Genomic DNA, 26,065 nt, shown 5'->3' with positions numbered 1-26,065 from the left:
AAAAAAGGGCGCAGCAAATGCTGCGCCCTTCTCATATACGCCACCGTGCGACGATTACAGCGGCGCGGTCTGTGCCTCAACCACCGCCAGCGCCACCATATTGACGATGCGTCGCACCGAGGCGATCGGCGTCAGGATATGCACCGGCTTCGACACCCCCATCAATACCGGCCCGACGGTCACCCCTTCCGAGGAAGAGACGCGCAGCAGGTTATAGCTGATACGCGCGGCCTCCATGTTCGGCATGATCAGCAGGTTGGCCGAGCCTTTCAGCGGGCTGTCCGGCATCAGATCGTGACGAATGCTTTCCACCAGCGCGGCGTCGCCGTGCATTTCGCCGTCAATTTCCAACTCCGGCGCCATGCTGTTGACCAGCTCCAGCGTTTTACGCATTTTGCGCGCCGCCGGGCAGTCGGAAGAGCCGAAGCTGGAGTGCGACAGCAGCGCAACCTTCGGCTCAATACCAAAGCGCCGCACGGTTTCCGCCGCCATCAGGGTAATTTCCGCCAGCTGTTCCGGCGTCGGGTCGTCGTTGACATAGGTATCGGCGATAAAGGTGTTGCCGCTTGGCAGCAGCAAGGCATTCATCGCCCCGGCGACGTGCGTTCCTTCGCGGAAACCGAACACGTTTTTCACTACCTCGTAGTGCTCATGGTAGCTGCCGATGGTGCCGCAAATCATCGCGTCGGCCTCGCCGCGGTGCAGCATAATGGCGGCAATCAGCGACGGGTTGCCGATCACCGCACGGCGTGCCTGCTCCTGCGAGACGCCGCGGCGCTTCATGATCTGGTAATACTCGCCCCAGTATTCTTTAAAGCGCGGATCGGATTCGTTATTCACCACTTCGAAGTCTTTGCCCGGCGTCATCTGCAGGCCCAGCTTCTTCAGCCGCATCTCAATCACGCTCGGACGCCCCACCAGAATCGGGAATGCCAGCCCCTGCGACACCAGTTCCTGCGTGGCGTGCAGCACCCGCTCTTCTTCGCCTTCGGCCAGCACCACGCGCTTCATCTCTTTGCGCGCCTGGGCGAAAATAGGCTTCATAAACAGGTTGGTTTTGTAAACGAACTCGGTCAGTTTCTCTACGTAGGCGTCGAAGTCTTCAATCGGCCGCATCGCCACGCCGGAATCCATCGCCGCCTTGGCCACCGCCGGCGCGATCTTGACGATCAGGCGCGGGTCAAACGGCTTGGGAATAATGTAGTCCGGGCCGAATGACAGATCCTGATCGTCATAGGCGGACGCCACCACGTCGCTCTGCTCCGCCAGCGCCAGATCGGCAATCGCGTGTACGCAGGCCAGCTTCATCTCTTCGTTGATGGTGGTGGCGCCGACGTCCAGCGCGCCGCGGAAAATAAACGGGAAGCACAGTACGTTGTTGACCTGGTTCGGGTAGTCGGAACGACCGGTGCAGATAATCGCGTCCGGGCGCACTTCCTTCGCCAGCGGCGGCAGAATTTCCGGCTCCGGGTTGGCCAGCGCCATGATCAGCGGGTCCCGCGCCATGGTTTTCACCATCTCCTGCGTCAGGACGCCCGGGCCGGAGCAGCCAAGGAAGATATCGGCGTTCGGAATCGCGTCGGCCAGCGTGCGCTGCCCGTTGTCCGCGATCGCATAGGCGGCCTTGGTTTCTTCCATTTTCTCGTCACGGCCTTTGTAGATCACCCCTTTGGAGTCACACACCGTGATGTTCTGCGGATGCAGCCCCAGCGCCACCAGCAGGTTAAGGCAGGCGATCGACGCCGCGCCGGCGCCGGACACCACCAGACGCACGTCGGAGATATTTTTCTTCACCACCCGCAGGCCGTTCAGCACCGCCGCCGTGGTGATGATCGCCGTGCCGTGCTGGTCATCGTGGAACACCGGAATTTTCATCCGCTCGCGCAGTTTCTTCTCGATATAGAAACACTCCGGCGCCTTGATATCCTCCAGGTTGATGCCGCCAAAGGTCGGCTCCAGCGCGGCGATTACGTCAATCAGCTTATCCGGGTCATTCTCATCCACTTCAATATCGAACACGTCGATGCCGGAAAACTTCTTGAACAGTACGCCCTTGCCTTCCATCACCGGCTTGCCGGCCAGCGCGCCGATATTGCCCAGCCCCAGCACCGCGGTGCCGTTGGAGATCACCGCCACCAGGTTGCCGCGGGCGGTATATTTGTAGGCCGCCAGCGGATCTTCGGCGATCTCCAGGCAAGGCGCAGCCACGCCCGGCGAGTAGGCCAGCGCCAGATCGCGCTGGGTAGCCAGCGGTTTGGTCGGGGAAACCTGGATTTTCCCTGGAACAGGATACTGATGGAAATCAAGGGCACTCTGTTTGAGCTGTTCGTCCATTATAGGGTCCTTTGTTTTTTACTTTTATCTGAGGTAAGGCTGTTTTGTTACACCAGTATAGTGAGAGAATCGCCGCAAACTTTGAAGCCTGCCATAACCCTGCACGAAACTTTCAGATACCTGAAATAATTGAAGTTGCGGCAGTGCGAAGCCACATCCAGACGCTGCGCCCGCCGGTTCAGGACAACTTCATGTATGAAAGGTATACATTAGGTTAAAAACAAGTAACACAGAATGAACAAGAAAAAAACCGCCGCTCTAAAGGCCCTACCAGCCCGGCGTCGATAGCGCCAACGCGTTCTATCAGGCGATTGACGCTAACCTGAACAATTACCCGATAAATTGACGCCCGAGGGTCAGCGCAGCGCTGACCCTTTTTATTGCGAAGTGGGAGGGTTGCCGCCTACTGCGACATATTCAGCAGGGTGCGGATATTCAGCGCGCTGGTGGCGATAATATCAATCGCGCCGGTGCGCAGCGCGCCGAGGATCGCCAGCGCCTTGGTGTTTTCCGACGCGATGGCGATGACGCAGGGAATTTTACGCAGCTCGTCGATGCTCAGCCCGATCACCCGATCGTTCATCACCGTATCCACATGCTGCCCCTGGGCGTTGAAAAAATCATAGCCGGCGATATCGCCGATCACGCCCTGATTCAGGCTGGCGTCGATAATCTCATGCGGCGTAAACCAGCCCAGTTTGACCATATAGCTGTTTTCGTTCATATCGCCGATGCCCACCAGCGCCACATCGGCCTTGCGCGCCCGGTCCAGCGTCTCTTTGATGGTGCCGTTTTGCATAAAGGCCTGCTTCAGCGCACGGTTCTCCACGTAGGCCGGCGCGTACAGCGTCTCACTGCTGCCGCCGAACTTTTTCGCCAGCCGGCGGCTGATGTGGTCGGCGTTAATCGCATCGCCGGGCCGGTGGGTGCCGCCGATCCCGCTGATAAACTTGCAGTTGCGCTCCGGCACGCTGCCGACGTGATCGGCAATCGCCGCCACGTTGCGCCCCTGCCCGACCGCCAGCACCATATCATCCTTCAGCGACATCGACAGATAATTGGACACCAGCGCCGCCACCTGCCGCCGCTGCTCATCTTCATCCTGATGGTCGAGGGCGATCAGCGCGCGGCTGATGGGAAACCGCTCCAGCATCTGCTGTTCCAGCCGGGTGCTGAACACCGGGTGGTAACGCACGGTAATCTCAACGATGCCCTCTTCTTTCGCACGTTTGAGCAGACGCCCCACTTTAATGCGCGAGATGCCGAATTTTTTTGCAATCTCTTCCTGGGTGATTTCGTCCTGATAATACGCAACGGCAATTTCAGTCAGTAGTTCGTTATCCTGGGACACTGTTTGTTTTTCCATCCGTTACACGATTCCCCACGGCAGGTTTGGCCGGTTATCGACGGCAATGGGTTCAGAGGCTCTGAACCCATTGTGCGATAAAACTTCACTGTCGCCAGTATATACCCTAAATAATTGACGTTGCATCAAGGCGGCGCCGAAACGCCGCAGCAACTCCGCCGGCTCAGGCGGCAACGGTCTGCAAACGCCGCTCCGTCGCCTCCGCCAGCGTGGTCAGCAGCAGGCAGCACGAGACCGCCCCCGCATCCAGCACGCCGCGCGACCTCTCGCCCAGCCGGCTGGCACGGCCGATTTTCGCCACCAGATCGCGGGTGGAATCGCGCCCGTCCGCCGCCGCCTGCTTCATCTGCGCCAGCGCGCCGGAAAAGTCGTCGCCGCGCTGCAGCGCCTGCTCGAACGCCGCCAGCGCCGGGATCAGCGTATCCATCAGGCATTTATCACCGACGCCGGCGCTGCTGATGTCCTGCAGCTCGCTCAGCCCCTGCTGCAGCATGGCGAGAAACGCCGGCGCATCCAGCTGCGCCTTGTCGCGCACGCTGTCCGCCATGCCCATAAACAGGCTGCCGTACAGCGGCCCCATTGAACCGCCGATGCCCTCCATCAGCGCATCGGACAGCGTATCGAACGCCTGCGCCAGCGACAGCGTCTTGCCTTTCATCGCCTCACCGCACAAGGTAAATCCCTTGGCCATGTTGATGCCGTGGTCGCCGTCGCCGATCGCGCCGTCGATCTCACTCAGGACGTCACGGTGGCTGACGATCACCGCCACCAGCCCTTCCACCATCTCATTACCGTACTGCGTTGAAATCTGTTCTGTCATCACTTCACTCCACCTGGGTCAAGCCCAGCGACTGGCTCGGCATATCGATAAGGGTTTTCAGTTCATCATCCAGCTTCATGATTGTCAGCGTCACGCCCATCATCTCCAGCGAGGTGAAATAGTTGCCGACATAGCGACGGTGCACATTGATGCCGCGCGCCGCCAGCCGCCGGGCGATTTCGCCATAATAGATATACAGTTCCATCACCGGCGTGGCCCCCAGCCCGGAAACCAGCACCGCCACCTCATCGCCCTGCGCCAACGGCATATCGCCGAGGATGAAATCCAGCATGGTCGCCGCCATCTCCGACGCCGGCTGGATCGGCGACACCTCAATGCCCGGCTCCCCGTGGTGGCCGATGCCGATCTCCATTTTACCGTCGTCAATATGGAAATTGGGCTTGCCCACCGCCGGAATGGTGCAGGAGCTCAGCCCCACGCCAATCGAACGGCAGCTGTCGATCGCCTTTTGCGCCGCGCCGATCACGCCGTCCAGGTCATAGCCTTTGGCGGCGGCGGCGGCGCCGACTTTCCACATCATGATTTCCCCGGCCACGCCGCGGCGCTTGTCGATTTCACTGGCCGGCGCCGAAGCCACGTCGTCATTCGCCACCACGGTTTTCACCGCAATCCCGGCGGCGGCGGCCTTTTTCATCGCCATTTTGACGTTCATGTTATCGCCGGCATAGTTGCCGTACAGACAGGCCACCCCGGCGCCGCCGTCGGCGGCTTTAAACGCGTCGAGAAACGCGCCGGCGGTCGGCGATGAAAAAATTTCACCAATCGCCACCGCATCCAGCATATTTTTGCCCACATAGCCCAGAAACGCCGGTTCATGGCCGGAGCCGCCGCCGGTGACGATGCCCACCTTGCCGCTGACCGGCGCGGCAGGGTACTTCAGCACCCGGGCGTTATCGGTCGGGGTGAAATAGTCGGGATGCGCCTGCAGATAGCCCTGAATCGCATCTTCCACCACATGATCGGGATCGTTGATAATTCTGTTCATTGCTGCCTCTCTCGCCTGAAGATGAATTACTGAATGGTGTATCCGCCGTCGATCACCAGATTCGCGCCGTTAATCATTGATGCGCCGTCACCGGCCAAAAACAGCGCGCCGGCGGCGATATCCTGCGGCTCGGCAAAGCGCCGCAGCGGAATTTTGTCGAGCATCTGTCGCGCCGGCTCGCCGGACCACGCCTTGCGTCCCAGTTCGGTCAGCACCACAGTGGGCGAAATGGCGTTCACCCGCACGTTGTGCGGCCCCCACTCCAGCGCCAACACCTGCGTCAGGCCAATCACCCCGGCCTTGCTGGCGCAATAGGCCAGATGATTGGGCAGCGCCACCACGCCCGCCTGTGAAGCCAGGTTGATAATGCTGCCGCTGCGCTGACGGATAAAATGCCGGCCGGCCGCCTGGCTGGTGAGGAAGACCCCTTTCAGGTTCACCGCCAGCGTGGCGTCCCACTCCGCCTCCGTCACCGCCTCCGCCGGGTTCAGCGCCACAATGCCGGCGCTGTTGACCAGCACGTCCAGCCGGCCGAAATGCGCCAGGCTCTGGGCCACCGCCTGCTCCACCGATGCCTGTTCGGTTACGTCGGCAACCACGCCCAGCGCACGCTCGGCGTCGAGACGCTGCGCCGTTTCCGTCACGTCGGGGGCACGGTCCAGCAGCACCACGCGCGCGCCGTGTTGCACATACTGTTCGGCTATCGCGTAGCCGATGCCGGCGCCGCCGCCGGTGATCAGCGCCACCTTGCCCTGCAAAGCCGGCGCGCCTTCGCCTGTTTGTTGCTGATTGTTCATCTTTCTCTCCCTAAACGGTGAATATCACGTGCATCAGGATATTTTCGCCAAACTGGGGTTGGCGTCTTTGCTATCGCCGGGCGCTTCTTTCGGCAGCGTGACGAATTTCATCAGCACGCCGCTGAACAGATACAGACCGGTGAAGATCCAGATCACCCCGACCGCGCCGAGGCTGCCGATAAACAGCCCCACCACCGCCGGCCCGACAAAGGTGCTCAGACCGGCGCCGAGGTTTAAAATCGACATGGCGGCGCCTTTATTCTCCGGCGCCAGCGACGGCATAATCGCCGACAGCGGTACAAAGGCGGCCAGACAGGCGCCGAACAGACCGGCGGCGGCCACGGTAACCAGGTAATTGGCGCCGAAGAACTGCGGGGCGTAATAGAACATCAGCGTGGTGATCGCACAGCCGACACAGCCGAACCACATCACTACGTTACGCCAGCCCAGGCCGTCGCTGATTACGCCGAAAATCAGGTTGAAAATGATATTCACCGTCCACAGCGCGGCGTACATCTGCAGCCAGTGGGTGCGGGTAAAGCCCATATCCATCATGTACATCGGCATAAACACCACAAAACCGTAAGCCGCCGAGGTATTGATGGTGCGTACGATGCCGCCCAGACCAATCTTCGGATTCTCAAAGGCGATGGTGATGCCCTTCAGCACATAGCTGAGCGACGCCTTCTCTTTATTGGCGCTTTGCCCATCAGGCGTTCCACGGTTCAGCAACAGCGCGATCGCCGCCCCCAGCACCACAAAGATCAGCGCGCTCCACAAAGTATGTATCTCGCCGAGATACGGCAGCATGATGCTGGAATACAGTACGCCCAGCACGCTCAGCCCGCCGCTGTATACGAACCAGAAAATGCCGACGGCGGAGCCCAGCCTTTCCGGCGGCGCCTCATAGGCCACCCACACCAGAAAACCGTAGGCAAACAGCGGATAGCCCAGCCCGCGCAGGGCGTAGGTCGGCACCATAATCGTCAGATTGTTGCTGGGCAGGCCAAACACCAGAAAACACACCGAGCCAAACAGAAACAGCAGCAGGCCGGCCAGCATGACCCGACGGGCGGTGAAGATTTCCGCCAGCACGCCGGAGAACCAGGCGGCGATGGCGGCGGCAAAGCCATACACGCTGAACAGCAGCGCCGACTCCTGAATGCTCAGCCCCTTGCCGATCAGATAGGGCGACAGCCAGCCCTGCTCCAGCCCTTCCCCCATCATAAACACCAGCACGCCGGCATAGCCCAGCAGCAGTTTCGGTGAAAGACCAATGCGATGAATCAGTCCGTGCAACATAGAACACCCCAACACATGTCATTGTGGAGGCGCAGGCAGGCCTGCACCCGAGGAATGGCGCAGGTTTACAGATTTGGATTAAGCACCACTTTGATCGACCCTATGCCGCGCTTCATCAGCTCGAAACCTTCGGCGAACTGCTCCAGCGGCAGGGTGTGGGTCACCACGCCTTCGGTCGGCAAATCGCCGTTGTGAATGCCTTCAATCACCAGCGGATAGCAGTACGGGCCAAGGTGTGAGCCGAGCACGTCCAGCTCTTTGCGGTCGCTGATGATGCTCCAGTCGACGGTCACCGGATCCTTGAATACCGAGAACTCCACAAAAGTACCGAGCTTGCGGATCAGCGTCAGCCCCTGCTCCACCGACTTCTGCGCACCGGTGGCTTCAATGTAGATATCGCAGCCGTAGCCGTCGGTCAGCTGCTTGACTGCCGCCGGTACGTCGTCGCGGGTAGGGTTGAGCGTCAGATCCGCGCCGAAGGTCTTCGCCAGCGCCAGCCGCTCGTCCGACAGATCGAGCACGATCAGCTTCGACGGCCCGGATTTTTTGATCGCGCCGATCATCCCCAGCCCCAGCGTGCCGGCCCCGGCCAGCACCACCACGTCCCCCAGTTTGATATTGGCGCGCTGCACCGCATGGAACGAGCAGGCGTAAGGTTCGATCAGAATGGCTTTTTCAATCGGCAGATCCGCCGGCACGTGGTAGTTAATCGCCTCTTTGGTGAACTTCATGTACTCGGCCATGCCGCCGTTGACGTTCTTCTGGAAGCCGTACAGATCGTGTTTTTCACACATCCAGTACTGGCCGCGGTTGCAGAAACGGCACTGCCAGCAGGGCACGATCTGTTCCGAGATCACCCGATCGCCGATATCAAATCCTTCCACGCCCTCGCCGTAACCGACCACGTGGCCGATAAATTCATGGCCCGGGATCATCGGCGCCTTGATATAGGCCGGCTGCGTCTCATCGCCCCAGAAGCTCGGCGCTCCTTCAAACGCCTTGATATCGCCGGCGCAGATGCCGCAGGCCTCGATCTTCACCAGGATCTCTTTCGGGCCGATCTTCGGCACTGCTACCTCTTCCAGACGGTAATCCTTGGGCGCGTAGGCAACGATCGCCTTCATGGTTTCTGGGATGCCGTCCGCCATTTTTGCCGCTGTTACACAGGTCTGACACATAGTTTTGTCCTCTGGCTGGGTCATTATTATGAACATTAATACAAAATAAGAACAAATGAACACTAAACTCAGCCGGCTGATTTGCCCACCATGAACTGTTCAAACTGTGATTACGTTCAAAAACTCGCCTACCAAAGCCACTGAAGCGCCTTAAAGCATCAATTACGTGATCTTAATCACTTAAAATAACCCATTCACACTCAAAGCAAACAAAACAAAAGAACATACATTGAACATTTGTAATATTGTCGATATCTTAAACAACAGACGTACCAGTAAGGATCGTCAGCCTTTCCGCTACCAACCAGGAGATCGTTATGTTGCCTATTGCCATCGGCGCCGATGATGCCGCCATTGAACTGAAAAATGTGATCGTTGCCTATCTGCAGCAACGCGATATCGCCGTGACCGATTACACCCGCGATCGCGGCGACGATAGCGGGATCTACCCCGATATCGCCTTTCAGGTGGCGCAGGCCATCAGGAATGAGCAGCACCAACGTGGTATTCTGTTATGCGGCACCGGCATTGGCATGAGTATCGTCGCCAATAAGGTGCCGGGGATACGCGCCGCCCAGTGCCACGATACCTATTCGGCACAGCGGGCGCGCAAGAGCAATGACGCCCAGATCATTACGCTGGGCGCGCGGGTGATCGGTGCCGAGCTGGCGAAAACCATTGTCGACGCCTGGCTGGCTTCCGAGTTTGAAGGCGGCGGTTCGGCGCCCAAAGTGGCGAAAATCAGCCATTACGAACAGGCGCTCCAACCACGCTGAAACCGCTTTCCGGTCAGAGGCAGGTGCGCACCAACATGCGCCCTGCCTGCGTTTATTCGGGATCCATTGTTCTTATCCATCGCAACAATCAGAAAAAGCGCATTTTATTTGGCACACCTATGATGCAGTGTGTTCACCCTATTAAATAGACGTTTAACCTGATGGCGCAAAAGCGTGGTTCTGCGCTATTGCCCCCTTAGAGATGAAGGGTAAATCAAGGAGCTATACATGAACCAATTAGACGCACTCAAGCAGTTGACCGTAGTGGTTGCCGACAGCGGCGACATTGAGTCCATCCGCCAGTTCGAACCGGAAGATGCAACCACCAACCCTTCACTGATCCTGAAAGCCGCCGCGCTGCCGCAATATAAAGCGCTGATTACCGAGGCGCTGGCCTACGCGCGCCAACAGGGCGGCAATAAAGAAACCCAGCTGATCAACGCCTGTGACAAACTGGCGGTCAATATCGGCGTCGAAATTCTGAAAAGCGTGCCGGGCCGCATCTCCACCGAAGTGGACGCCCGCCTCTCCTTCGACCGCGGCATGTGCGTAGCCAAGGCGCGCAAGTTGATCGCCATGTATCAGGAACAAGGGATCGACAAATCACGCATCCTGATCAAACTGGCTTCCACCTGGGAAGGCATCAAAGCGGCGGAAGAGCTGGAAAAAGAAGGCATCAACACCAACCTGACGCTGCTGTTCTCCTTCGCCCAGGCCCGCGCCTGCGCCGAAGCAGGCGTGTATCTGATCTCACCGTTCGTCGGCCGTATCTACGACTGGTATCAGGCAAAACAGCCGAGCGCCGAGTACGATGTCGAGCAGGATCCTGGCGTGAAGTCCGTGCGTGACATCTATGAATACTATAAACAGCACCGCTATCAGACCGTGATCATGGGCGCCAGCTTCCGTAAGGTTGAGCAGATCCTGGCGCTGGCCGGCTGCGACCGCCTGACGATCGCGCCAAACCTGCTGGAACAGCTGAAGCAAAGCGAACAGCCGGTTGAGCGCAAACTGACGCCGTCTACCGAAGGTTTCCATCAGCCGGCGCCGCTGGCCGAAGCAGAATTCCGCTGGTTGCATAATCAGGACGCGATGGCGGTAGAAAAACTGGCCGAAGGCATCCGCCTGTTCGCCGTTGACCAGCAAAAGCTGGAAGACATGCTGGCCGCTGAACTGTAATTACCCGGAGCTTTACTATGTCTTCACGCAAAGAATTAGCCAACGCCATCCGCGCACTCAGCATGGACGCCGTACAAAAAGCAAAATCCGGTCACCCGGGCGCCCCTATGGGCATGGCCGATATCGCCGAAGTCCTGTGGCGCGACTACCTCAGCCACAACCCGACCAACCCGCACTGGGCCGACCGTGACCGCTTCGTCCTCTCCAACGGCCATGGCTCCATGTTGATTTACAGCCTCCTGCACCTCACCGGCTACGATCTGCCGATGCGCGAGCTGGAAAACTTCCGTCAGCTGCATTCCAAAACCCCGGGACACCCTGAATACGGCTACACCCCGGGCGTCGAGACCACCACCGGCCCGCTCGGGCAGGGCATCGCCAACGCCGTCGGTTTCGCCATCGCCGAACGCACCCTGGCCGCGCAGTTCAACCGCCCGGGCCATGACATCGTCGACCACAACACCTACGCCTTTATGGGCGACGGCTGCATGATGGAAGGCATCTCACACGAAGTCTGCTCCCTGGCCGGCACCCTCAAGCTCGGCAAGCTGACCGCCTTCTACGATGACAACGGCATCTCCATCGACGGCCACGTCGACGGCTGGTTCACCGACGACACCGCCAAGCGTTTCGAAGCCTACGGCTGGCACGTGGTGCGCGGCGTGGACGGCCACGACGCCGACGCCATCAAGGCGGCGATTGAGGAAGCCCGCAAGGTTACCGACAAGCCGTCCCTGCTGATGTGCAAGACCGTTATCGGCTTCGGCTCGCCGAACAAGGCCGGCACCCACGACTCCCACGGCGCGCCGCTGGGCGACGCCGAAGTGGCCGCCACCCGCGAGCAGCTGGGCTGGCACTACCCGCCGTTTGAAATCCCGCAGGACATCTATGCCCAGTGGGACGCCAAGGAAGCCGGTCAGGCGCGCGAAGCGGCCTGGAACGACAAGTTTGCCGCCTACGCCGCCGCCTTCCCGGAGCTGGCCGCCGAGTTCACCCGCCGCATGAGCGGCGAGCTGCCGGCCGACTGGCAGGCGCAGGCCAAGGCCTACGTCGAGCAGCTGCAGGCCAACCCGGCCAACATCGCCAGCCGCAAGGCGTCGCAGAACGCGCTGGAAGCCTACGGCAAACTGCTGCCGGAATTCCTCGGCGGCTCCGCCGACCTGGCGCCGAGCAACCTGACCATGTGGTCCGGCTCCAAAGCGCTGAACGAAGACCCGACGGGCAACTACATCCACTACGGCGTGCGCGAGTTCGGCATGACCGCTATCACCAACGGCATCGCGCTGCACGGCGGCTTCCTGCCGTACTCGGCGACCTTCCTGATGTTTGTGGAATACGCGCGTAACGCGGTGCGCATGGCGGCGCTGATGAAGCTGCGCAACGTGTTCGTCTACACCCACGACTCCATCGGTCTGGGCGAAGACGGCCCGACCCACCAGCCGGTGGAGCAGCTGGCCAGCCTGCGGGTAACGCCGAACATGAGCACCTGGCGTCCGTGCGACCAGGTGGAGTCGGCGATTGCCTGGCAGTACGCCATCGAGCGCAACGACGGCCCGACGGCGCTGATTTTCTCGCGTCAGAACCTGGCGCAGCAGCCGCGTACGGCGGAGCAGCTGGCGAACGTGTATCGCGGCGCCTACGTGCTGCAGGACTGCGACGGCACGCCGGACGTTATCCTGATTGCCACCGGCTCGGAAGTGGAGCTGGCGGTCGAGGCGGCGGGTCAGCTGACGGCGGCGGGCCGCAAGGCGCGCGTGGTGTCGATGCCGTCGACCGACGCGTTCGACAAGCAGGATGCGGCCTACCGCGAGTCGGTGCTGCCGGCGGCGGTCACGGCGCGGGTGGCGATTGAAGCGGGCATTGCGGACTACTGGCTGAAATACACCGGGCTGAACGGCGCGGTGGTGGGCATGACCACCTTCGGTGAGTCGGCGCCGGCGGACCAACTGTTCAAGGAGTTCGGCTTCACCGTGGAGAACGTGGTGGCGCAGGCTCAGGCACTGCTGAAGTAAGCGGCGGCTAGCAGCCATCAATAAAGGCGCCCTTGCGGCGCCTGAGGTTGATGACAAAGTCGATCGCCACGCTCTCCCTAATAACTAACTTTGTCAGCACGCTGAGGCCCCGAAAGGGGCCTTTTCGTTACCGGAAAACGTGCCTTACATCAGATTATGCAACTGCAGATACTGCAGCAGCATAATGGTCTTACCGTCCTTGATGCGGCCGTCGGCGATCATGGCGATGGCGTCGCTAAACGGCAGCTCGACCACCTCAATATCTTCATCCTCAATGCCGCCCCCGACCGTACGACGCTGTTCGTCCCGATATTCAGCGATAAAGAAATGGACGATTTCGGTCACGCCGCCCGGCGACATATAGGCCTCAAACACCTTTTGCGCCTTATCCACCTGAAAACCGGTCTCTTCCATCGCCTCACGACGCACGCAGTATTCCGGCGCATCGCCCTCCAGCAGGCCGGCGCAGGCTTCCAGCAGCATGCCGCTCTCATTGCCGTTGACGTAGGTTGGCATACGGAACTGATTAATCAGCACCACGCTGCCCTTCTCCCGGTTGTATAACAGTATCGTCGCGCCGTTACCGCGGTCATACACTTCCCGCACCTGCTGTACGACGCCGCCGTTCTTGCGCTGTAAGTCAAAAGTATATTTATTAAGTACCGACCAACTGTCGGCTAACAGTTCTTTTTTTACATTCCCTATTATTGCGGACATACACCCTTCTTTTGTCACTTTTTCATTGCTGCAAAATTTCACGCCGCTACGGTAGCAAAAAACGCCTAATAAAAAACCCCGCTTACGCGGGGTTCAGCACGATAAAGCCGTCAGAAACCGTTAGGCACATCGCGCATATCCGGCAATTTATGGGCAATGCCTTTATGGCAGTCGATACAGGTTTTCCCTTCGCCTATCGCCTTATCATGCATTTTGGCCGCCACGGTTTTTTGCGCGGTGAAATCCATATATTCGAAGTTATGGCAGTTACGGCACTCCTGCGAATTATTGGCTTTCATACGCGCCCATTCGTTACTGGCCATCGCCAGACGGTGGCTTTCAAATTTCTGCGGCGTGTCAATCAGGCCGAATATTTTAGCATACAACTCTTTACTGGCCTTCAGCTTACGCAGCATTTTCGGCCCCCACTCATGCGGCACGTGACAATCCGGGCAGGTGGCGCGCACCCCGCTGCGGTTGTTGTAGTGCACGGTCTCCATATACTCTTCGTACACGTTTTCACGCATTTCATGGCAGCTGATGCAGAACTGCTCGGTGTTCGCCACCTCCATCCCGGTGTTGAAACCGCCCCAGAACAGGATCCCGGCGACAAACCCCAGCAACAGCAAGGTGCCCAGCGCCAGCCGGCTTGACCTGCGCCACCATTGCCACAAACGGCGGATCGGCCCCGGTTTTTTATCAGTATTACGTTCGGCCATAGTTCCTCCGGTTATTTGCCAAAGCCTGGCAACGGCTCAAAATTATTGCCGACAATCGGCGCCGCGTCGGTTTGCGGTACGTGGCACTGCAGACAGAAATAGCGACGCGGCGCGACGTCGCCGCGCACCCTGCCGTCGCTGTCGATAAAGTGCGTCGGGCTGATACGCGGCGCGCCGGTGGTGCGGTAGTGCTCAACGCCGTGACACTGCAGGCAGCGATTGGTGTTTTTACTCACCTGGTAGCCGTCGATGCTGTGCGGGATCATCGGCGGCTGATTGACGTAGTTCAGCGCCATGCGCTCTTGCTGCTTGGGCATTTTGATCTGCCCTTCGGCGGTGGCGGATACCTCCGGCGACTGACTGAGATCGACATCGGTGGCGGCAAAGGCGAAACCTGCCACGGCCAGAGACATCAGCGCCGCCCACAGGGCCCCGCGCTTTTTCAGTACGGTGCTTTTCATTTTTTGGCTCCCGAAGAATGAAATTTGCTTGTTATTGTGAATACGTTTTCCGCACAGACATCGATGCAGCGCCCGCAAGCAATGCAGGCATCGCTGGCCACCTGCGGCGGGGCGTCAGGCGACAACAGCGGTTCGCGCAGTATCTGCGCCTCAGGACAGACGTGAAAACAGTCCATACAGCGGGTGCATTGCTCCCGCCGCTGCGCGCTGACCTGCATCACCCCCTGGCTGCCAATCACGCCGTACATCGCGCCGACCGGACACAGGTGGCCGCACCAGCCGTGCTCCACCACCAGCAGGTCGAACAGAAACAGCGCCAGCAGCAGCCAGATGCCGGCACCAAACGCCGCCGCCAACCCGCACAGCCAACCGGCGGCATCGCCGGCGACACCGTGAATCAGGCCGCGTCCGGTGAGCGCCACCGGGTTGACCCACTCCCACAGCAGGCTGCCGCTGAGCGCGCTGCCCGCCAGCACCATCAGCAAAATGCCGTAGCGCAGCCGGCGCGACAGCGTGGCGGACTGGCGCAGCCCCAGCCGTCGCCGCAGCCAGGCCGCCAGATCGGTCAGCGGATTCAGCGGGCATACCCAGCCGCAGAACACCCGGTTGCCGATCAACCCGTACGTCAGCACCACCGCCGCGCCGACCCAGGCCAGCCAGGCCGGCCACTGCCCGGCCAGCAGACTTTCCAGCATCATCAGCGGATCGGTGAGCGGCACAGTGTCAAGCAGCAAGCTGGCGCTGTAGTTGCCGCGCAGGATCCACACGCCCCACAGCGGGCCGGACAGAAACGTCAGTAAAATCAACAGCTGACTGCAGCGCCGCAGGATCAAAAAGCGGTGACTGCGCCACCAGCCGTGACGCAGACGCGCATCGCGGCCGGCCTGAGCAACCGGATTCGCCATTATTTCCCCTCCCCGACGCCGTGCGCCGGCAACTGTCCGCCTTCCGGCACCAGCGCCTGACCGGCGCGCTGTTTCTCCTGCCAGCCCCAGCGGTAATGACCGCCCAGCTGGCCGCGCGCCAGCGACAGCGGCAGCACTTTAATCGCCGCTTCCTCCAGCACGCAGGCCTGCTCACACTTGCCGCAGCCGGTACAGGCCTCGCTGTGCACCGTGGGTAAAAACAGCGCATGCTTGCCGGTACGCGGGTTGCGCTGCAGCTCCAGCGTGATGGCGGCGTCAATCTGCGGGCAGACGCGGTAGCAGACATCGCAGCGCAGCCCCTGCCAGTTAAGGCAGTTCTCATGATCCAGCAGCACCGCCAGCCCCATCCGCGCCTGGTCGATATCGCTCAGTTGGGGATCGAGCGCACCGCTCGGGCAGGCCACAACGCAGGGAATGTCCTCACACATCTCGCAGGGCACGTCGCGCGCGACAAAATACGGCGTGCCCGCCGCCAACGGCGACAGCAAGGTCGCCAGCTTCAGCGTCTGATACGGGCAGGCCTGTACGCACTGACCGCAGCGGATGCAGGCGTTAACAAAATCCCCTTCCGCCAGCGCTCCCGGCGGACGCAACGCCAGACCGTCGCGCGCCTGCGACTGATGCTGCTGCAACCCCAGCAGCGCCGCGATCCCTGCCAGCCCGGCGGCGCTGCGCGCCGCATCCCGCAGGAAGCGGCGGCGTGCCGGGGCCTTGTCTCGTTGCCGGCTCATAGGCAGCCCTTACACCTTCTCCAGCTTGACCGCGCACTTCTTGAAGTCGGTTTCTTTGGATAACGGATCGGTGGCGTCCAGCGTCAGGTTATTCACCAGCTGCGCCGCATCGAAGAACGGCATATACACCAGCCCTTGCGGCGGCCGGTTGCGCCCGCGGGTTTCCACCATGCTCACCACTTCACCACGGCGCGACAGCACTTTAACCTTGTCGCCGCGCCGCAGATTGCGACGCTTGGCATCCAGCGGGTGAATAAACAGCACCGCCTCCGGGAAGGCGCGGTGCAGCTCCGGCACGCGGCGGGTCATTGAACCGGTATGCCAGTGCTCCAGCACGCGGCCGGTCGACAGCCACAGATCGTATTCTTCGTCCGGGCTTTCCGCCGCCGGCTCGTACGGCAGCGCGAAGATCACCGCCTTACCGTCCGGTTTGCCGTAGAAACGCACCGACTCGCCCGCTTTCACGTAAGGGTCCGTGCCTTCGCGGTAACGCCACAGGGTTTCCTTACCGTCAACCACCGGCCAGCGCAGACCGCGCGCCTGGTGATACATATCGAACGCCGCCAGATCGTGGCCGTGGCCGCGGCCGAAGCCGGCGTACTCTTCAAACAGCCCTTTCTGAATATAAAAACCGCAGGCACGCGCCTCGTCGTTCAGCTGATCGTCCGGGATCTCATCCAGTTTGAACCGATCGACGCTGCCGTTGGCGTACAGCACGTCGTACAGCGTTTTACCGCGCAGCTGCGGGCTTTGCGCCAGCAGCGTCTCCGGCCAGACTTCTTCCACCTTGAAGCGCCTGGAGAACTCCACCAGCTGCCACAGGTCAGATTTGGCCTCGCCCGGCGCGCGTACCTGCTGACGCCAGAACTGTGTGCGCCGCTCGGCGTTGCCGTAGGCGCCCTCTTTCTCGACCCACATCGCGGTCGGCAAAATCAGGTCTGCCGCCAGCGCGCTGACCGTCGGATACGGATCGGACACCACCACAAAGTTGCGCGCATCGCGCCAGCCCGGCATCCGCTCTTCATTAATGTTCGGCCCGGCCTGCATGTTGTTATTGCACATCACCCAATAGGCATTGAGCGTGCCGTCTTTCAGCGCCCGGTCCTGCGCCACCGCGTGCAACCCCACTTTGGCCGGAATGGTGCCGGCCGGCAGCCGCCATTTCTCTTCAGCAATCTTGCGGTGCGCGTCGTTGGTCACCACCATATCGGCCGGCAGACGGTGGGCAAAAGTGCCGACCTCGCGGGCGGTGCCGCAGGCGGAAGGCTGGCCGGTCAGGGAGAATGGCCCGCAGCCCGGCTTGGCGATCTTGCCGGTCAGCAGGTGCAGGTTGTAACACAGGTTATTGGCCCATACGCCGCGCGTATGCTGGTTAAAGCCCATCGTCCAGTAGGAGACCACCTTAACGTTCGGATCGGCATACAGCTTCGCCAGCGCTTCCAGTTGATCCTGCGGCACGCCGCTCAGCGCGGTGGTTTTCTCCAACGTATAATCGGCGACAAACGCCTTGAACGCCTCAAAGCTCATCGGCTCCGACGCGTCGCTGCCCGGGTTTTTGGCGGCTTTTTCCAGCGGGTGCGTCGGACGCAGGCCGTAGCCGATGTCGGTCGCCCCCTGGCGGATATTGACGTGCCGCGCCAGGAAGTCGTGGTCGACGGCGTCGTGTTGAATAATGTAGTTGGCGATGTAGTTCATGATCGCCAGATCGGTCTGCGGCGTGAACACCATGGCGTTATCCGCCAGCTCGAAGCTACGGTGTTCGAAGGTAGAGAGCACCGAGACGTTAACCTGCTCGCTGCTCAGGCGGCGGTTAGTAATGCGCGACCACAGAATCGGGTGCATCTCCGCCATATTGGAGCCCCACAGCACAAAGGCGTCGGCCTGCTCGATATCGTCGTAGCAGCCCATCGGCTCATCCATGCCGAAGGTGCGCATAAAGCCCACCACGGCGGAGGCCATGCAGTGGCGCGCGTTCGGGTCGAGGTTGTTGGTGCGCAGCCCCGCCTTGAACAGTTTGGCGGCGGCGTAGCCTTCCCAGATGGTCCACTGGCCGGAGCCGAACATCCCCACCGCATCCGGCCCTTTTTCCCGCAGCGCGTCTTTGAACTTCTCCGCCATGACATCGAAGGCGCGATCCCAGCTGACCGGCGTAAACTCGCCCTGTTTATCGTACTGACCGTTCTTCATGCGCAGCAGCGGCTGCGTCAGGCGATCTTTGCCGTACATGATTTTGGGCAGGAAGTAGCCTTTGATGCAGTTTAGACCGCGGTTGACCGGCGCATCCGGATCGCCCTGTGAGGCGACGATGCGACCGTTTTGCGTGCCGACCAGCACCCCACAGCCCGTACCGCAGAAACGGCAAGGCGCTTTATCCCATTTAATCTCTTCCGAACCGCCGACCACCGCCTGCGCCACCGTCGGAATGGTCAACCCGGCCGCTGCGGCGGCTGCCGCAGCGGCATTGGCTTTCATGAAGTCTCGACGACTGAGTTTCATGGCATTACCTCACCTTGCTCATCCTGCTGGTGATAAACCAGCGACACCGCCAGCACGCCTTCCAGATTGCGCGCCGACTCAATTTTTTCCAGCAGCGCACGCGAGTGCGCCGCCTGCATCACCACCGCCAGCTTGCCCTGTTCGCGATCCTGCGCCGGTATTTCGGTGTCCGGGATCGCCAGCAGCGCGGGAACCAACCGTTGAAAAGACTCCGGGCGGGCCTGCACCAGCAGGCCGCTGACGTGCCATTCGTTATTCATTGTTTTCACTCCGGGTGAGCGCGAGGGCGCTGGTCGGACAAGGCGCGACACAACTGCCGCAGCCGCTGCAGGCCGCCGCCGTCAGCACGGGCTGCGCAATACCGCCCAGGCGCGGCCGGAAGCGGATAGCCCTGCTATCGCAACTGTCCTGACAGCTGCGGCACTCCACGCCCTGCAGCGCCAGGCAGCGCATCGAGACACTCGGCTGCAGCCGCCATGGCCTCTCCGCCGTCGCGTCAAAGACGTCCGCTTCACAGGCGCTGACGCAGCGGCGACAAAAACTGCATGCCGCACGGGAAAAATCGATTTCCGGATAACCGCCGCCACCGGCGATCAGCACGCCGGTTTCACAGGCGTCAACACAGGCGTGACAGCGGCTGCAGCCGGCGATAAACAGAGCTTCCTCATGCGCCCAGGGCGGACGCTGTACGCTGGAGGGACGACGCCATTGTCCGCTGAGCAGTTTGCGCCGCGACAATTCGGCCATGCTGTTTATCCTTATAATTACTGTGTTTTTTGGCAGAGTAAAAATAGGGCTAATCATAGGGGGTTATAATCACCCGAAAGGGGTAAACAGCGGGGTTCGTTGCGCCAGGTCAAATAAGTGCGGAATATTGTTTATCAACCGCCTGGCGGGCTGTTCACGTAGGCGCGTTCGGATAATACCGAAGGGGGTGGCGCTGATGCCTGCAGTCCCTGATAAGCGCGAAAACGCATCCGATCGTGGGGAACCATCCGGCACCGCAGGGCTTTTTATCGACTTGGCTAATACATAGGCTTTAATATAAATAAAATCTATTTATTTCAATAAAGCCCACCGCGCTTAGCCGAAAAGGATCCGTGTTTGCTTGTTAAACGCTCCGTCACCCGCAGTCTGGCCAAAGCCTTAATCGCCATCGTCGCCCTGTCGGTGCTGTCCACCGGTCTGGCGCTGACCACCGTCGCCGACAGCCTGCGCGACGCCGAAGCGGTGAATATCGCCGGTTCGCTGCGCATGCAGAGCTACCGCCTGGCGTATGACCTGACGCAAAACAACGCGGCGCTGCCGCAGCACCTGCGCCACTACCGTCAATCGCTGCAGGCGCCGGCGCTGCAAAAGCTCAGCCGTTTTTACGTGCCGGCCGACGTGCGCGATAAATACCAGGCGCTGCAGCAGGCCTGGCAACCGCTGGAGCAGCATATCCGCGCCGGCCGCGCACGGGCCTATCAGGCCAGCGTGGTCAATTACGTCAACCAGATCGACCACTTCGTGCTGGCGCTGCAGCGCTATTCGGAAATCAAGCTGGCGATCGTCGCCGCCTTCAGCGTGCTCGGCTATATCACCATTATCGCGCTGGTACTGTTCTGTATCCGTCTGATGCGCAAGCAGGTGGTGGCGCCGCTCAGGCAATTGGTGGACGCCAGCCAGCAGATCCAACGCCGCGACTTCAACTACACGCCGCTGGACGTCACGCTGCCGAACGAACTGGGCGTGCTGTCACAGGCGTTCACCGCCATGTCCGACGAACTCTCCCGCCTGTATCGCTCACTGGAGCACAAGGTGCAGGAAAAAACCGAACGTCTGCAGCAGGCCAATAAAACGCTGGAGGTGATGTACGGCTGTTCACAGGCGCTGAGCAGCGGCCAGATCGATCGCCACGCCTTTGAAAAAGTGCTGCATATCGTGCGCCAGAGTGAACAGCTGCGGTGTCTGCAGCTCAACGTCCAGGACGGGCAGAGCCCCTGGCAGCTCAGCAGCGGCGCCCCGCAGGAAGGCGCAGACTGGCAGCGGCTGACCATCACGCAGGAACAGCAGCCGCTGGGGCAACTCTGCTGGCAGCCCCGGCAGCAGGCGGCCAACCCGCATCTGATGCAAAGCGTGGCGAACATGCTCGGCCGCGGCCTCTACTTCAACCGTACGCAAAAGCAGCATATGCAGTTTTTGCTGATGGAGGAGCGCGCCACCATCGCCCGCGAACTGCACGACTCGCTGGCGCAGGCGCTGGCGTTTTTGCGTATTCAGATGACGCTGCTGAAACGCACGCTGGCCGACGGCCCGCCGCAGGCGCAGACGATTATCGACGACTTCGATCGGGCGCTGGCCGACGCCAACCGTCAGCTGCGCGAACTGCTGGCCACGTTCCGTCTGAGCATTCAGGACGCCGACCTAAACACCGCGCTGCAGCAGCTGCTGGCGCCATTAAAAGTTCTAACCCAGGCGCGGATTCAGTTACACTGTGAGCTGCCTTCGCAGGCGCTGAATGCGCAGCAACAGGTGCACGCGCTGCAGATCGTGCGCGAAGCGGTGCTCAACGCGGTTAAACACGCCGATGCGCAGGATATCGTCATCCGCTGCGGCAAAACCGCAGGCGGCGATAACCAAATCACCATTACCGACAACGGCTGCGGCATTGCCAGCCTGGATGAGCCGGAAGGCCATTACGGGCTGAATATCATGAACGAGCGCGCCGCCCGCCTTGGCGGAACATTACGCATTGCCCGTGGTCAACAGAGCGGTACGGAAGTCAGCTTGTCTTTTCCGGCATAATTCACCGCCTGACGGTAAAACGGCGCGCCAGGCGCCAAAAACTTCTATTTTTATAAGATTCAGCCCCATCGTGCCGATACTCATAGTGGCTCGGCTTGATACCTGACAGGGAGCCATTTCATGGTGATGCAAAATTATAAGGTAATGATTGTCGATGACCATCCGCTGATGCGGCGCGGCATCAAGCAGCTGCTGGGGCTGGATCCGCAGTTCAGCACCATCGCCGAAGCCAGCAATGGCAACGAAGCCATTGCGCTGGCGGCACAAAAACAGCCGGACATCATTCTGCTGGATTTGAACATGAAAGGGCTTTCCGGGCTGGATACGCTGAAGGCGCTGCGTGACGACGGCGTCGATGCGCGCATCGTGGTGCTGACCGTTTCGGACGCGCGCAGCGACGTGTACGCCCTGATCGACGCCGGCGCAGACGGCTACCTGCTCAAAGACAGCGAGCCGGAACAACTGCTGGAAGATATCCGCGCGGCGGCGGAAGGCAACAATGTGATCAGCGAGGCGATCGCCGGCTACCTCGCCTCCCGCAGCGAGCAGCACAACCCTTTCGCCGAACTGACCGAGCGCGAACTGGACGTACTGCAGGAAGTGGCGCGCGGCATGTCAAACAAGGAGGTGGCGGCGCAGCTGCATATTTCCGAAGAAACGGTGAAGGTGCATATCCGCAATATGCTACGCAAGCTGGATGTCCGCTCGCGCGTCGCCGCCACGGTGATGTATCTGGAACACAAAAGCCAGTAATTATGCGGGCCGCAGCCCATCAGGCGATAGCGTCAAGCAGGGTCTGATGGTGCTGATGGACCCAGCTTTTATTCAACGGTCCCCAGCTTTCCAACTGATAATAACCATCGTTATTGCGCACGCCCTGCTGCACAAACTGCAGCTCTACGCCCAGCCCGGGCAAGGCTTTCAGCACGTCCTGCAGCGTGCGGCGCGGCCAGCCGGTCAGTTCCATCAGTTTGGGGACATTGGGACGCTCGCTGTGGCTGATCAGCCAGCATAAATACAAGCGGCGGGCGAATACCGGGTTTAATTCCATGGGTTGCTCCAGCGTCGGGGGAATTTTTCCGCATCCGGCCTCAGACAGCCTGCGGACCTGCGCTCCGGTGCAGAACGCTCGCTAACTACCGTTTTTTACACTATCTCCTTTTTTTCTCCACGCTTTCCCTGCCCATCCCGAGTAAAGTGCAATAGCCTCGGGATCCTTCCCAGGCTCTGAAAAACGCAACGTTGGTGCGTAATAAAGATAGAACAAGTCATAACGAGGTTCGCGCTGCATGGCCAATTTTTTTATTGATCGCCCGATTTTCGCCTGGGTGCTGGCAATTATTCTTTGCCTCACGGGCGCCTTGGCGATTTATTCATTGCCGGTGGAACAGTATCCTAACCTGGCGCCGCCTAACGTGCGCATCAGTGCGAATTATCCCGGTGCCTCCGCCCAGACGCTGGAAAATACCGTCACCCAAATTATCGAACAGAATATGACCGGCCTCGACAATATGATGTATATGTCGTCGCAGAGCACCAACACCGGGCGCGCCACGGTAACCCTGACCTTTGAGGCCGGCACTGACCCCAACGAGGCGATGCAGCAGGTGCAGAATCAACTGCAGGCCGCGGTCAAGCGGCTGCCGCAGGCGGTGCAGCAGCAGGGGGTGACGGTCTCCAAATCCGGCGACACCACGTTGATGATGGTGGCCTTCGTCTCCACCGACGGCAGCATGGATAAACAGGACATCGCCGACTATATCGTCTCCAACCTGCAGGATCCGCTCAGCCGCATCAACGGCGTCGGCAGTATGGACGTGTACGGCTCGCAGTACGCCATGCGCATCTGGCTCGATCCCGACAAGCTGAACAGCTACGCCCTGACCACCACCGACGTGGTCAACGCCATCCAATCGCAGAATGCTCAGGTGGCCGTCGGCCAGGTCGGCGGCACGCCGTCGGTCGATAAGCAGGCGCTGAACGCCACCATCAACGCCCAGTCGCAGTTGCAGACGCCGCAGCAGTTCCGCGATATCACCCTGCGCGTCAATCAGGACGGTTCGCTGGTCACCCTCGGCAACGTCGCCACCATTGAGTTAGGCGGCGAAAATTACGACTACCTCAGCCGCTACAACGGCATGCCGGCGGCAGGGATGAATATCAAACTCGCCTCCGGCGCCAACGAACTACAAACCGACGAACTGGTAAAAGCCAAAATCGACGAACTGTCGCAGTATTTCCCGCGCGGGCTGGAGGCCAAGGTCGCCTACGAAACCACTCCGTTCGTCAAAGCCTCGATCAAAGACGTGGTGAAAACCCTGCTGGAAGCGGTGCTGCTGGTGTTCCTGGTGATGTATCTGTTTATGCAGAACTTCCGCGCGACGCTGATCCCGACCATCGCCGTGCCGGTGGTGCTGCTCGGCACCTTTGCCATCCTCTCCGCCTTCGGCTTCAGCATCAACACCCTCACCATGTTCGCCATGGTGCTGGCGATCGGCCTGCTGGTGGATGACGCCATCGTGGTGGTGGAGAACGTCGAGCGCGTGATGAGCGAAGAAGGCCTGCCGCCGCGCGAGGCCACGCGCAAATCGATGGGGCAAATTCAGAGTGCGCTGGTCGGCATCGCGCTGGTGCTGTCGGCGGTATTTATCCCGATGGCGTTCTTCGGCGGCACCACCGGCGCCATCTACCGCCAATTCTCCATCACCATCGTCTCTTCCATGGTGCTGTCGGTGCTGGTGGCGATGATCCTGACCCCGGCGCTGTGCGCCACGATGCTCAAACCGATCGCCAAAGGGCATCATCATGGCAAACGCGGTTTCTTCGGCTGGTTTAACCGTATGTTCAACCGCAATACGATGCGCTATGAGCGCGGCGTGGCGCGCGTGCTGCACCACGGCGTGCGTTACCTGCTGATTTATCTGCTGCTGCTTGGCGGCCTGGCGCTGCTGTTTATCAAACTGCCGACCTCCTTCCTGCCGCTGGAGGACCGCGGCGTCTTCACCGTGCAGGTCCAGCTGCCGACCGGCTCTACCCAGCAACAGACCAGCAAAGTAGTGGAGAAAGTGGAAAAACACCTGCTGACGGCGGAGAAAAACGACGTGCTGTCGGTGTTCGCCATCATCGGCGCCGGCCCCGGCGGCAACGGCCAGAACGTGGCGCGGCTGTTTGTGCGCCTGAAAGACTGGGAGCAGCGCGGCGCCGGCGAATCGGCCTTCGATATCATCACCCGCGCCGGCGAAGCCTTCAAAAACATCAAAGAAGCGCGGGTGATCGCCAGCAGTCCGCCGGCTATTAGCGGCATGGGCAGCTCATCCGGCTTTGATATGCAGCTGGAAGATCACGGCGGCCTCGGGCACGTCAAGCTGATGGCCGCCCGCGACCAGCTGCTGCAGCTGACGGCGGAAAGCCCGCTGCTGTCGCGCGAGCGTCACAACGGCCTGGACGACAGCCCGCAGTTGCAGATTGACATCGACCAGCGTAAGGCGCAGGCGCTGGGGGTTAACGTAGATGATATCAACAATACGCTCTCCACCGCCTGGGGCTCCACCTACGTCAATGACTTCGTTGACCGCGGCCGGGTGAAAAGAGTGTATGTACAGGCCGCTGCGAAATTCCGCATGCTGCCGGAAGACATCAACAAATGGTATGTCCGCAACAGCAGCGGCGGCATGGTGCCCTTCTCGGCCTTCGCCACCAGCCGCTGGGAATACGGTTCGCCGCGCCTGGAACGCTATAACGGCAGCGCGTCGGTAGAAATCGTCGGCGAAGCCGCCGACGGCATCAGCAGCGGCACCGCGATGGATGAAATGGAGCGGCTGGTCAAACAGCTGCCGAACGGCTTCGGCCTGGAATGGACCGCCATGTCCTATCAGGAACGCCTGTCCGGCGCGCAGGCGCCGGCGCTGTACGCCATCTCGCTGCTGGTGGTGTTCCTGTGCCTGGCGGCGCTGTATGAAAGCTGGTCGATTCCGTTCTCCGTGATGCTGGTGGTGCCGCTGGGGGTGATCGGCGCCGTGGCCGCCACCTGGCTGCGCGGGCTGGAGAACGACGTTTATTTCCAGGTCGGTCTGCTGACGATTATCGGGCTGTCCGCCAAGAACGCGATTCTGATTGTCGAATTCGCCAATGAGCTGCATCAGCAGGGCAAAGAGCTGACCGCCGCCACGCTGGAGGCCGCGCGCATGCGCCTGCGTCCGATTCTGATGACCTCGCTGGCCTTTATCTTCGGCGTGCTGCCGATGGCCACCAGCCAGGGCGCCGGCTCCAGCAGCCAGCATGCGGTCGGCACCGGGGTGATGGGCGGGATGATCTCCGCCACCCTGCTGGCGATTTACTTTGTGCCGCTGTTCTTCGTGCTGGTGCGCCGCCGCTTCCCCGGCCGGCAAAACATACTGCCGCCGGCGGAGCACGATAACGGTTAATCCCTGACAAAACGGCAGCGGTTTTCGCTGCCGT

General features: G+C 60.6%; 22 protein-coding genes. 6 read left to right on the top strand and 16 right to left on the bottom strand.

What is annotated here, in order from left to right:
• Positions 1 to 54 precede the first annotated feature (54 nt).
• The 7 genes from maeB to FO014_RS16910 form a co-directional block, all read right to left on the bottom strand.
• Positions 55 to 2,334 carry an NADP-dependent oxaloacetate-decarboxylating malate dehydrogenase gene (gene maeB, locus FO014_RS16940; RefSeq protein WP_105232071.1) on the bottom strand — a complete coding sequence of 760 codons (2,280 nt, stop codon included), beginning with the start codon at positions 2,332 to 2,334 and terminating at the stop codon, positions 55 to 57.
• Positions 2,335 to 2,737: 403 nt separating this feature from the next.
• Positions 2,738 to 3,700 (bottom strand): sugar-binding transcriptional regulator, encoded by a 963-nt coding sequence (locus tag FO014_RS16935; protein ID WP_160030370.1) that lies wholly within the window; start codon positions 3,698 to 3,700, stop codon positions 2,738 to 2,740.
• A gap of 163 nt (positions 3,701 to 3,863) precedes the next feature.
• Positions 3,864 to 4,484 (bottom strand): dihydroxyacetone kinase subunit DhaL, encoded by a 621-nt coding sequence (dhaL, locus tag FO014_RS16930; RefSeq protein ID WP_425500820.1) that lies wholly within the window; start codon positions 4,482 to 4,484, stop codon positions 3,864 to 3,866.
• Between the two features lie 40 nt (positions 4,485 to 4,524).
• Entirely contained in the window at positions 4,525 to 5,526 is a 1,002-nt protein-coding gene (locus FO014_RS16925) for a dihydroxyacetone kinase subunit DhaK (protein ID WP_160030368.1), read from the bottom strand.
• 26 nt (positions 5,527 to 5,552) lie between these two features.
• Positions 5,553 to 6,323, bottom strand: coding sequence for a GolD/DthD family dehydrogenase (locus tag FO014_RS16920; protein ID WP_160030367.1), 771 nt, complete (start codon positions 6,321 to 6,323; stop codon positions 5,553 to 5,555).
• A 33-nt stretch (positions 6,324 to 6,356) separates the two neighbouring features.
• On the bottom strand, positions 6,357 to 7,625 hold the full coding sequence (locus tag FO014_RS16915; protein ID WP_160030366.1) for an MFS transporter: 1,269 nt from the start codon (positions 7,623 to 7,625) through the stop codon (positions 6,357 to 6,359).
• Positions 7,626 to 7,690: 65 nt separating this feature from the next.
• Positions 7,691 to 8,803: an MDR/zinc-dependent alcohol dehydrogenase-like family protein gene (locus tag FO014_RS16910; RefSeq protein WP_160030365.1), complete on the bottom strand. Its 1,113-nt coding sequence runs from the start codon at positions 8,801 to 8,803 to the stop codon at positions 7,691 to 7,693.
• A gap of 317 nt (positions 8,804 to 9,120) precedes the next feature.
• Here FO014_RS16910 and rpiB point away from each other — a divergent pair, with 317 nt between their 5' ends.
• The 3 genes from rpiB to tkt all read left to right on the top strand — a co-directional run bounded on the left by rpiB (position 9,121) and on the right by tkt (position 12,770).
• Positions 9,121 to 9,579, top strand: a complete 459-nt coding sequence (gene rpiB, locus FO014_RS16905; protein WP_160030364.1) for a ribose 5-phosphate isomerase B — start codon at positions 9,121 to 9,123, stop codon at positions 9,577 to 9,579.
• A gap of 228 nt (positions 9,580 to 9,807) precedes the next feature.
• On the top strand, positions 9,808 to 10,758 hold the full coding sequence (tal, locus tag FO014_RS16900; protein ID WP_160030363.1) for a transaldolase: 951 nt from the start codon (positions 9,808 to 9,810) through the stop codon (positions 10,756 to 10,758).
• Positions 10,759 to 10,775: 17 nt separating this feature from the next.
• Complete coding sequence (gene tkt, locus FO014_RS16895) at positions 10,776 to 12,770, top strand: transketolase (protein ID WP_160030362.1); 1,995 nt, start codon at positions 10,776 to 10,778, stop codon at positions 12,768 to 12,770.
• Between the two features lie 144 nt (positions 12,771 to 12,914).
• On the opposite strand, the gene nudK is transcribed toward tkt, so the two are convergent.
• From nudK to napF, 8 genes are all read right to left on the bottom strand, one after another.
• Complete coding sequence (nudK, locus tag FO014_RS16890; RefSeq protein ID WP_160030361.1) at positions 12,915 to 13,487, bottom strand: GDP-mannose pyrophosphatase NudK; 573 nt, start codon at positions 13,485 to 13,487, stop codon at positions 12,915 to 12,917.
• A 110-nt stretch (positions 13,488 to 13,597) separates the two neighbouring features.
• A complete protein-coding gene (napC, locus tag FO014_RS16885) occupies positions 13,598 to 14,206 on the bottom strand; it encodes a cytochrome c-type protein NapC (RefSeq protein WP_160030360.1) in 609 nt (202 codons plus the stop codon).
• Between the two features lie 11 nt (positions 14,207 to 14,217).
• A complete protein-coding gene (napB, locus tag FO014_RS16880; RefSeq protein WP_160030359.1) occupies positions 14,218 to 14,667 on the bottom strand; it encodes a nitrate reductase cytochrome c-type subunit in 450 nt (149 codons plus the stop codon).
• Positions 14,664 to 15,572, bottom strand: a complete 909-nt coding sequence (gene napH / locus FO014_RS16875; RefSeq protein WP_160030358.1) for a quinol dehydrogenase ferredoxin subunit NapH — start codon at positions 15,570 to 15,572, stop codon at positions 14,664 to 14,666. Before napH ends, napB begins: the two co-directional genes overlap by 4 nt.
• Complete coding sequence (napG, locus tag FO014_RS16870) at positions 15,572 to 16,324, bottom strand: ferredoxin-type protein NapG (RefSeq protein ID WP_160030357.1); 753 nt, start codon at positions 16,322 to 16,324, stop codon at positions 15,572 to 15,574. The genes napH and napG overlap by 1 nt, the downstream gene beginning before the upstream one ends.
• Before the next feature lie 9 nt (positions 16,325 to 16,333).
• The gene (napA, locus tag FO014_RS16865; RefSeq protein WP_160030356.1) at positions 16,334 to 18,820 is read right to left on the bottom strand and encodes a nitrate reductase catalytic subunit NapA; all 2,487 of its coding nucleotides are present in this window, start codon (positions 18,818 to 18,820) and stop codon (positions 16,334 to 16,336) included.
• Entirely contained in the window at positions 18,817 to 19,080 is a 264-nt protein-coding gene (gene napD, locus FO014_RS16860; RefSeq protein ID WP_160030355.1) for a chaperone NapD, read from the bottom strand. The genes napA and napD overlap by 4 nt, the downstream gene beginning before the upstream one ends.
• Positions 19,073 to 19,567 (bottom strand): ferredoxin-type protein NapF, encoded by a 495-nt coding sequence (napF, locus tag FO014_RS16855; RefSeq protein WP_160030354.1) that lies wholly within the window; start codon positions 19,565 to 19,567, stop codon positions 19,073 to 19,075. The genes napD and napF overlap by 8 nt, the downstream gene beginning before the upstream one ends.
• Before the next feature lie 357 nt (positions 19,568 to 19,924).
• Here napF and narQ point away from each other — a divergent pair, with 357 nt between their 5' ends.
• Together narQ and narL are read left to right on the top strand one after the other, a co-directional pair.
• Complete coding sequence (gene narQ / locus FO014_RS16850; RefSeq protein WP_160030353.1) at positions 19,925 to 21,607, top strand: nitrate/nitrite two-component system sensor histidine kinase NarQ; 1,683 nt, start codon at positions 19,925 to 19,927, stop codon at positions 21,605 to 21,607.
• A 120-nt stretch (positions 21,608 to 21,727) separates the two neighbouring features.
• The gene (narL, locus tag FO014_RS16845) at positions 21,728 to 22,360 is read left to right on the top strand and encodes a two-component system response regulator NarL (RefSeq protein WP_054307010.1); all 633 of its coding nucleotides are present in this window, start codon (positions 21,728 to 21,730) and stop codon (positions 22,358 to 22,360) included.
• 19 nt (positions 22,361 to 22,379) lie between these two features.
• Here narL and FO014_RS16840 read toward each other — a convergent pair whose 3' ends face one another.
• Positions 22,380 to 22,658 (bottom strand): winged helix-turn-helix domain-containing protein, encoded by a 279-nt coding sequence (locus FO014_RS16840; RefSeq protein WP_105232089.1) that lies wholly within the window; start codon positions 22,656 to 22,658, stop codon positions 22,380 to 22,382.
• A gap of 238 nt (positions 22,659 to 22,896) precedes the next feature.
• Between FO014_RS16840 and acrD the strand changes: the two genes are divergently transcribed.
• Entirely contained in the window at positions 22,897 to 26,031 is a 3,135-nt protein-coding gene (gene acrD / locus FO014_RS16835) for a multidrug efflux RND transporter permease AcrD (RefSeq protein ID WP_160030352.1), read from the top strand.
• Positions 26,032 to 26,065 lie beyond the last annotated feature (34 nt).

The sequence above is a fragment of the Serratia rhizosphaerae genome (genome assembly GCF_009817885.1).
Lineage (GTDB): Bacteria > Pseudomonadota > Gammaproteobacteria > Enterobacterales > Enterobacteriaceae > Serratia_B > Serratia_B rhizosphaerae.
Note: the sequence above shows the minus strand (reverse complement) of the source record. Positions and strands in the feature narration are given on the sequence as shown.

What these genes read in the sequence shown, in the direction of transcription:
- FO014_RS16840 (WP_105232089.1), bottom strand. Translation starts at nt 22,658, where the DNA reads ATGGAATTAAACCCGGTATTCGCCCGCCGCTTGTATTTATGCTGGCTG.
- napH (WP_160030358.1), bottom strand. Translation starts at nt 15,572, where the DNA reads ATGGCGAATCCGGTTGCTCAGGCCGGCCGCGATGCGCGTCTGCGTCAC.
- FO014_RS16925 (WP_160030368.1), bottom strand. Translation starts at nt 5,526, where the DNA reads ATGAACAGAATTATCAACGATCCCGATCATGTGGTGGAAGATGCGATT.
- FO014_RS16910 (WP_160030365.1), bottom strand. Translation starts at nt 8,803, where the DNA reads ATGTGTCAGACCTGTGTAACAGCGGCAAAAATGGCGGACGGCATCCCA.
- napC (WP_160030360.1), bottom strand. Translation starts at nt 14,206, where the DNA reads ATGGCCGAACGTAATACTGATAAAAAACCGGGGCCGATCCGCCGTTTG.
- napF (WP_160030354.1), bottom strand. Translation starts at nt 19,567, where the DNA reads ATGGCCGAATTGTCGCGGCGCAAACTGCTCAGCGGACAATGGCGTCGT.
- FO014_RS16935 (WP_160030370.1), bottom strand. Translation starts at nt 3,700, where the DNA reads ATGGAAAAACAAACAGTGTCCCAGGATAACGAACTACTGACTGAAATT.
- dhaL (WP_425500820.1), bottom strand. Translation starts at nt 4,484, where the DNA reads ATGGTGGAAGGGCTGGTGGCGGTGATCGTCAGCCACCGTGACGTCCTG.
- napA (WP_160030356.1), bottom strand. Translation starts at nt 18,820, where the DNA reads ATGAAACTCAGTCGTCGAGACTTCATGAAAGCCAATGCCGCTGCGGCA.
- napG (WP_160030357.1), bottom strand. Translation starts at nt 16,324, where the DNA reads ATGAGCCGGCAACGAGACAAGGCCCCGGCACGCCGCCGCTTCCTGCGG.
- napD (WP_160030355.1), bottom strand. Translation starts at nt 19,080, where the DNA reads ATGAATAACGAATGGCACGTCAGCGGCCTGCTGGTGCAGGCCCGCCCG.
- FO014_RS16915 (WP_160030366.1), bottom strand. Translation starts at nt 7,625, where the DNA reads ATGTTGCACGGACTGATTCATCGCATTGGTCTTTCACCGAAACTGCTG.
- narL (WP_054307010.1), top strand. Translation starts at nt 21,728, where the DNA reads ATGGTGATGCAAAATTATAAGGTAATGATTGTCGATGACCATCCGCTG.
- napB (WP_160030359.1), bottom strand. Translation starts at nt 14,667, where the DNA reads ATGAAAAGCACCGTACTGAAAAAGCGCGGGGCCCTGTGGGCGGCGCTG.
- tkt (WP_160030362.1), top strand. Translation starts at nt 10,776, where the DNA reads ATGTCTTCACGCAAAGAATTAGCCAACGCCATCCGCGCACTCAGCATG.
- nudK (WP_160030361.1), bottom strand. Translation starts at nt 13,487, where the DNA reads ATGTCCGCAATAATAGGGAATGTAAAAAAAGAACTGTTAGCCGACAGT.
- acrD (WP_160030352.1), top strand. Translation starts at nt 22,897, where the DNA reads ATGGCCAATTTTTTTATTGATCGCCCGATTTTCGCCTGGGTGCTGGCA.
- rpiB (WP_160030364.1), top strand. Translation starts at nt 9,121, where the DNA reads ATGTTGCCTATTGCCATCGGCGCCGATGATGCCGCCATTGAACTGAAA.
- tal (WP_160030363.1), top strand. Translation starts at nt 9,808, where the DNA reads ATGAACCAATTAGACGCACTCAAGCAGTTGACCGTAGTGGTTGCCGAC.
- FO014_RS16920 (WP_160030367.1), bottom strand. Translation starts at nt 6,323, where the DNA reads ATGAACAATCAGCAACAAACAGGCGAAGGCGCGCCGGCTTTGCAGGGC.
- maeB (WP_105232071.1), bottom strand. Translation starts at nt 2,334, where the DNA reads ATGGACGAACAGCTCAAACAGAGTGCCCTTGATTTCCATCAGTATCCT.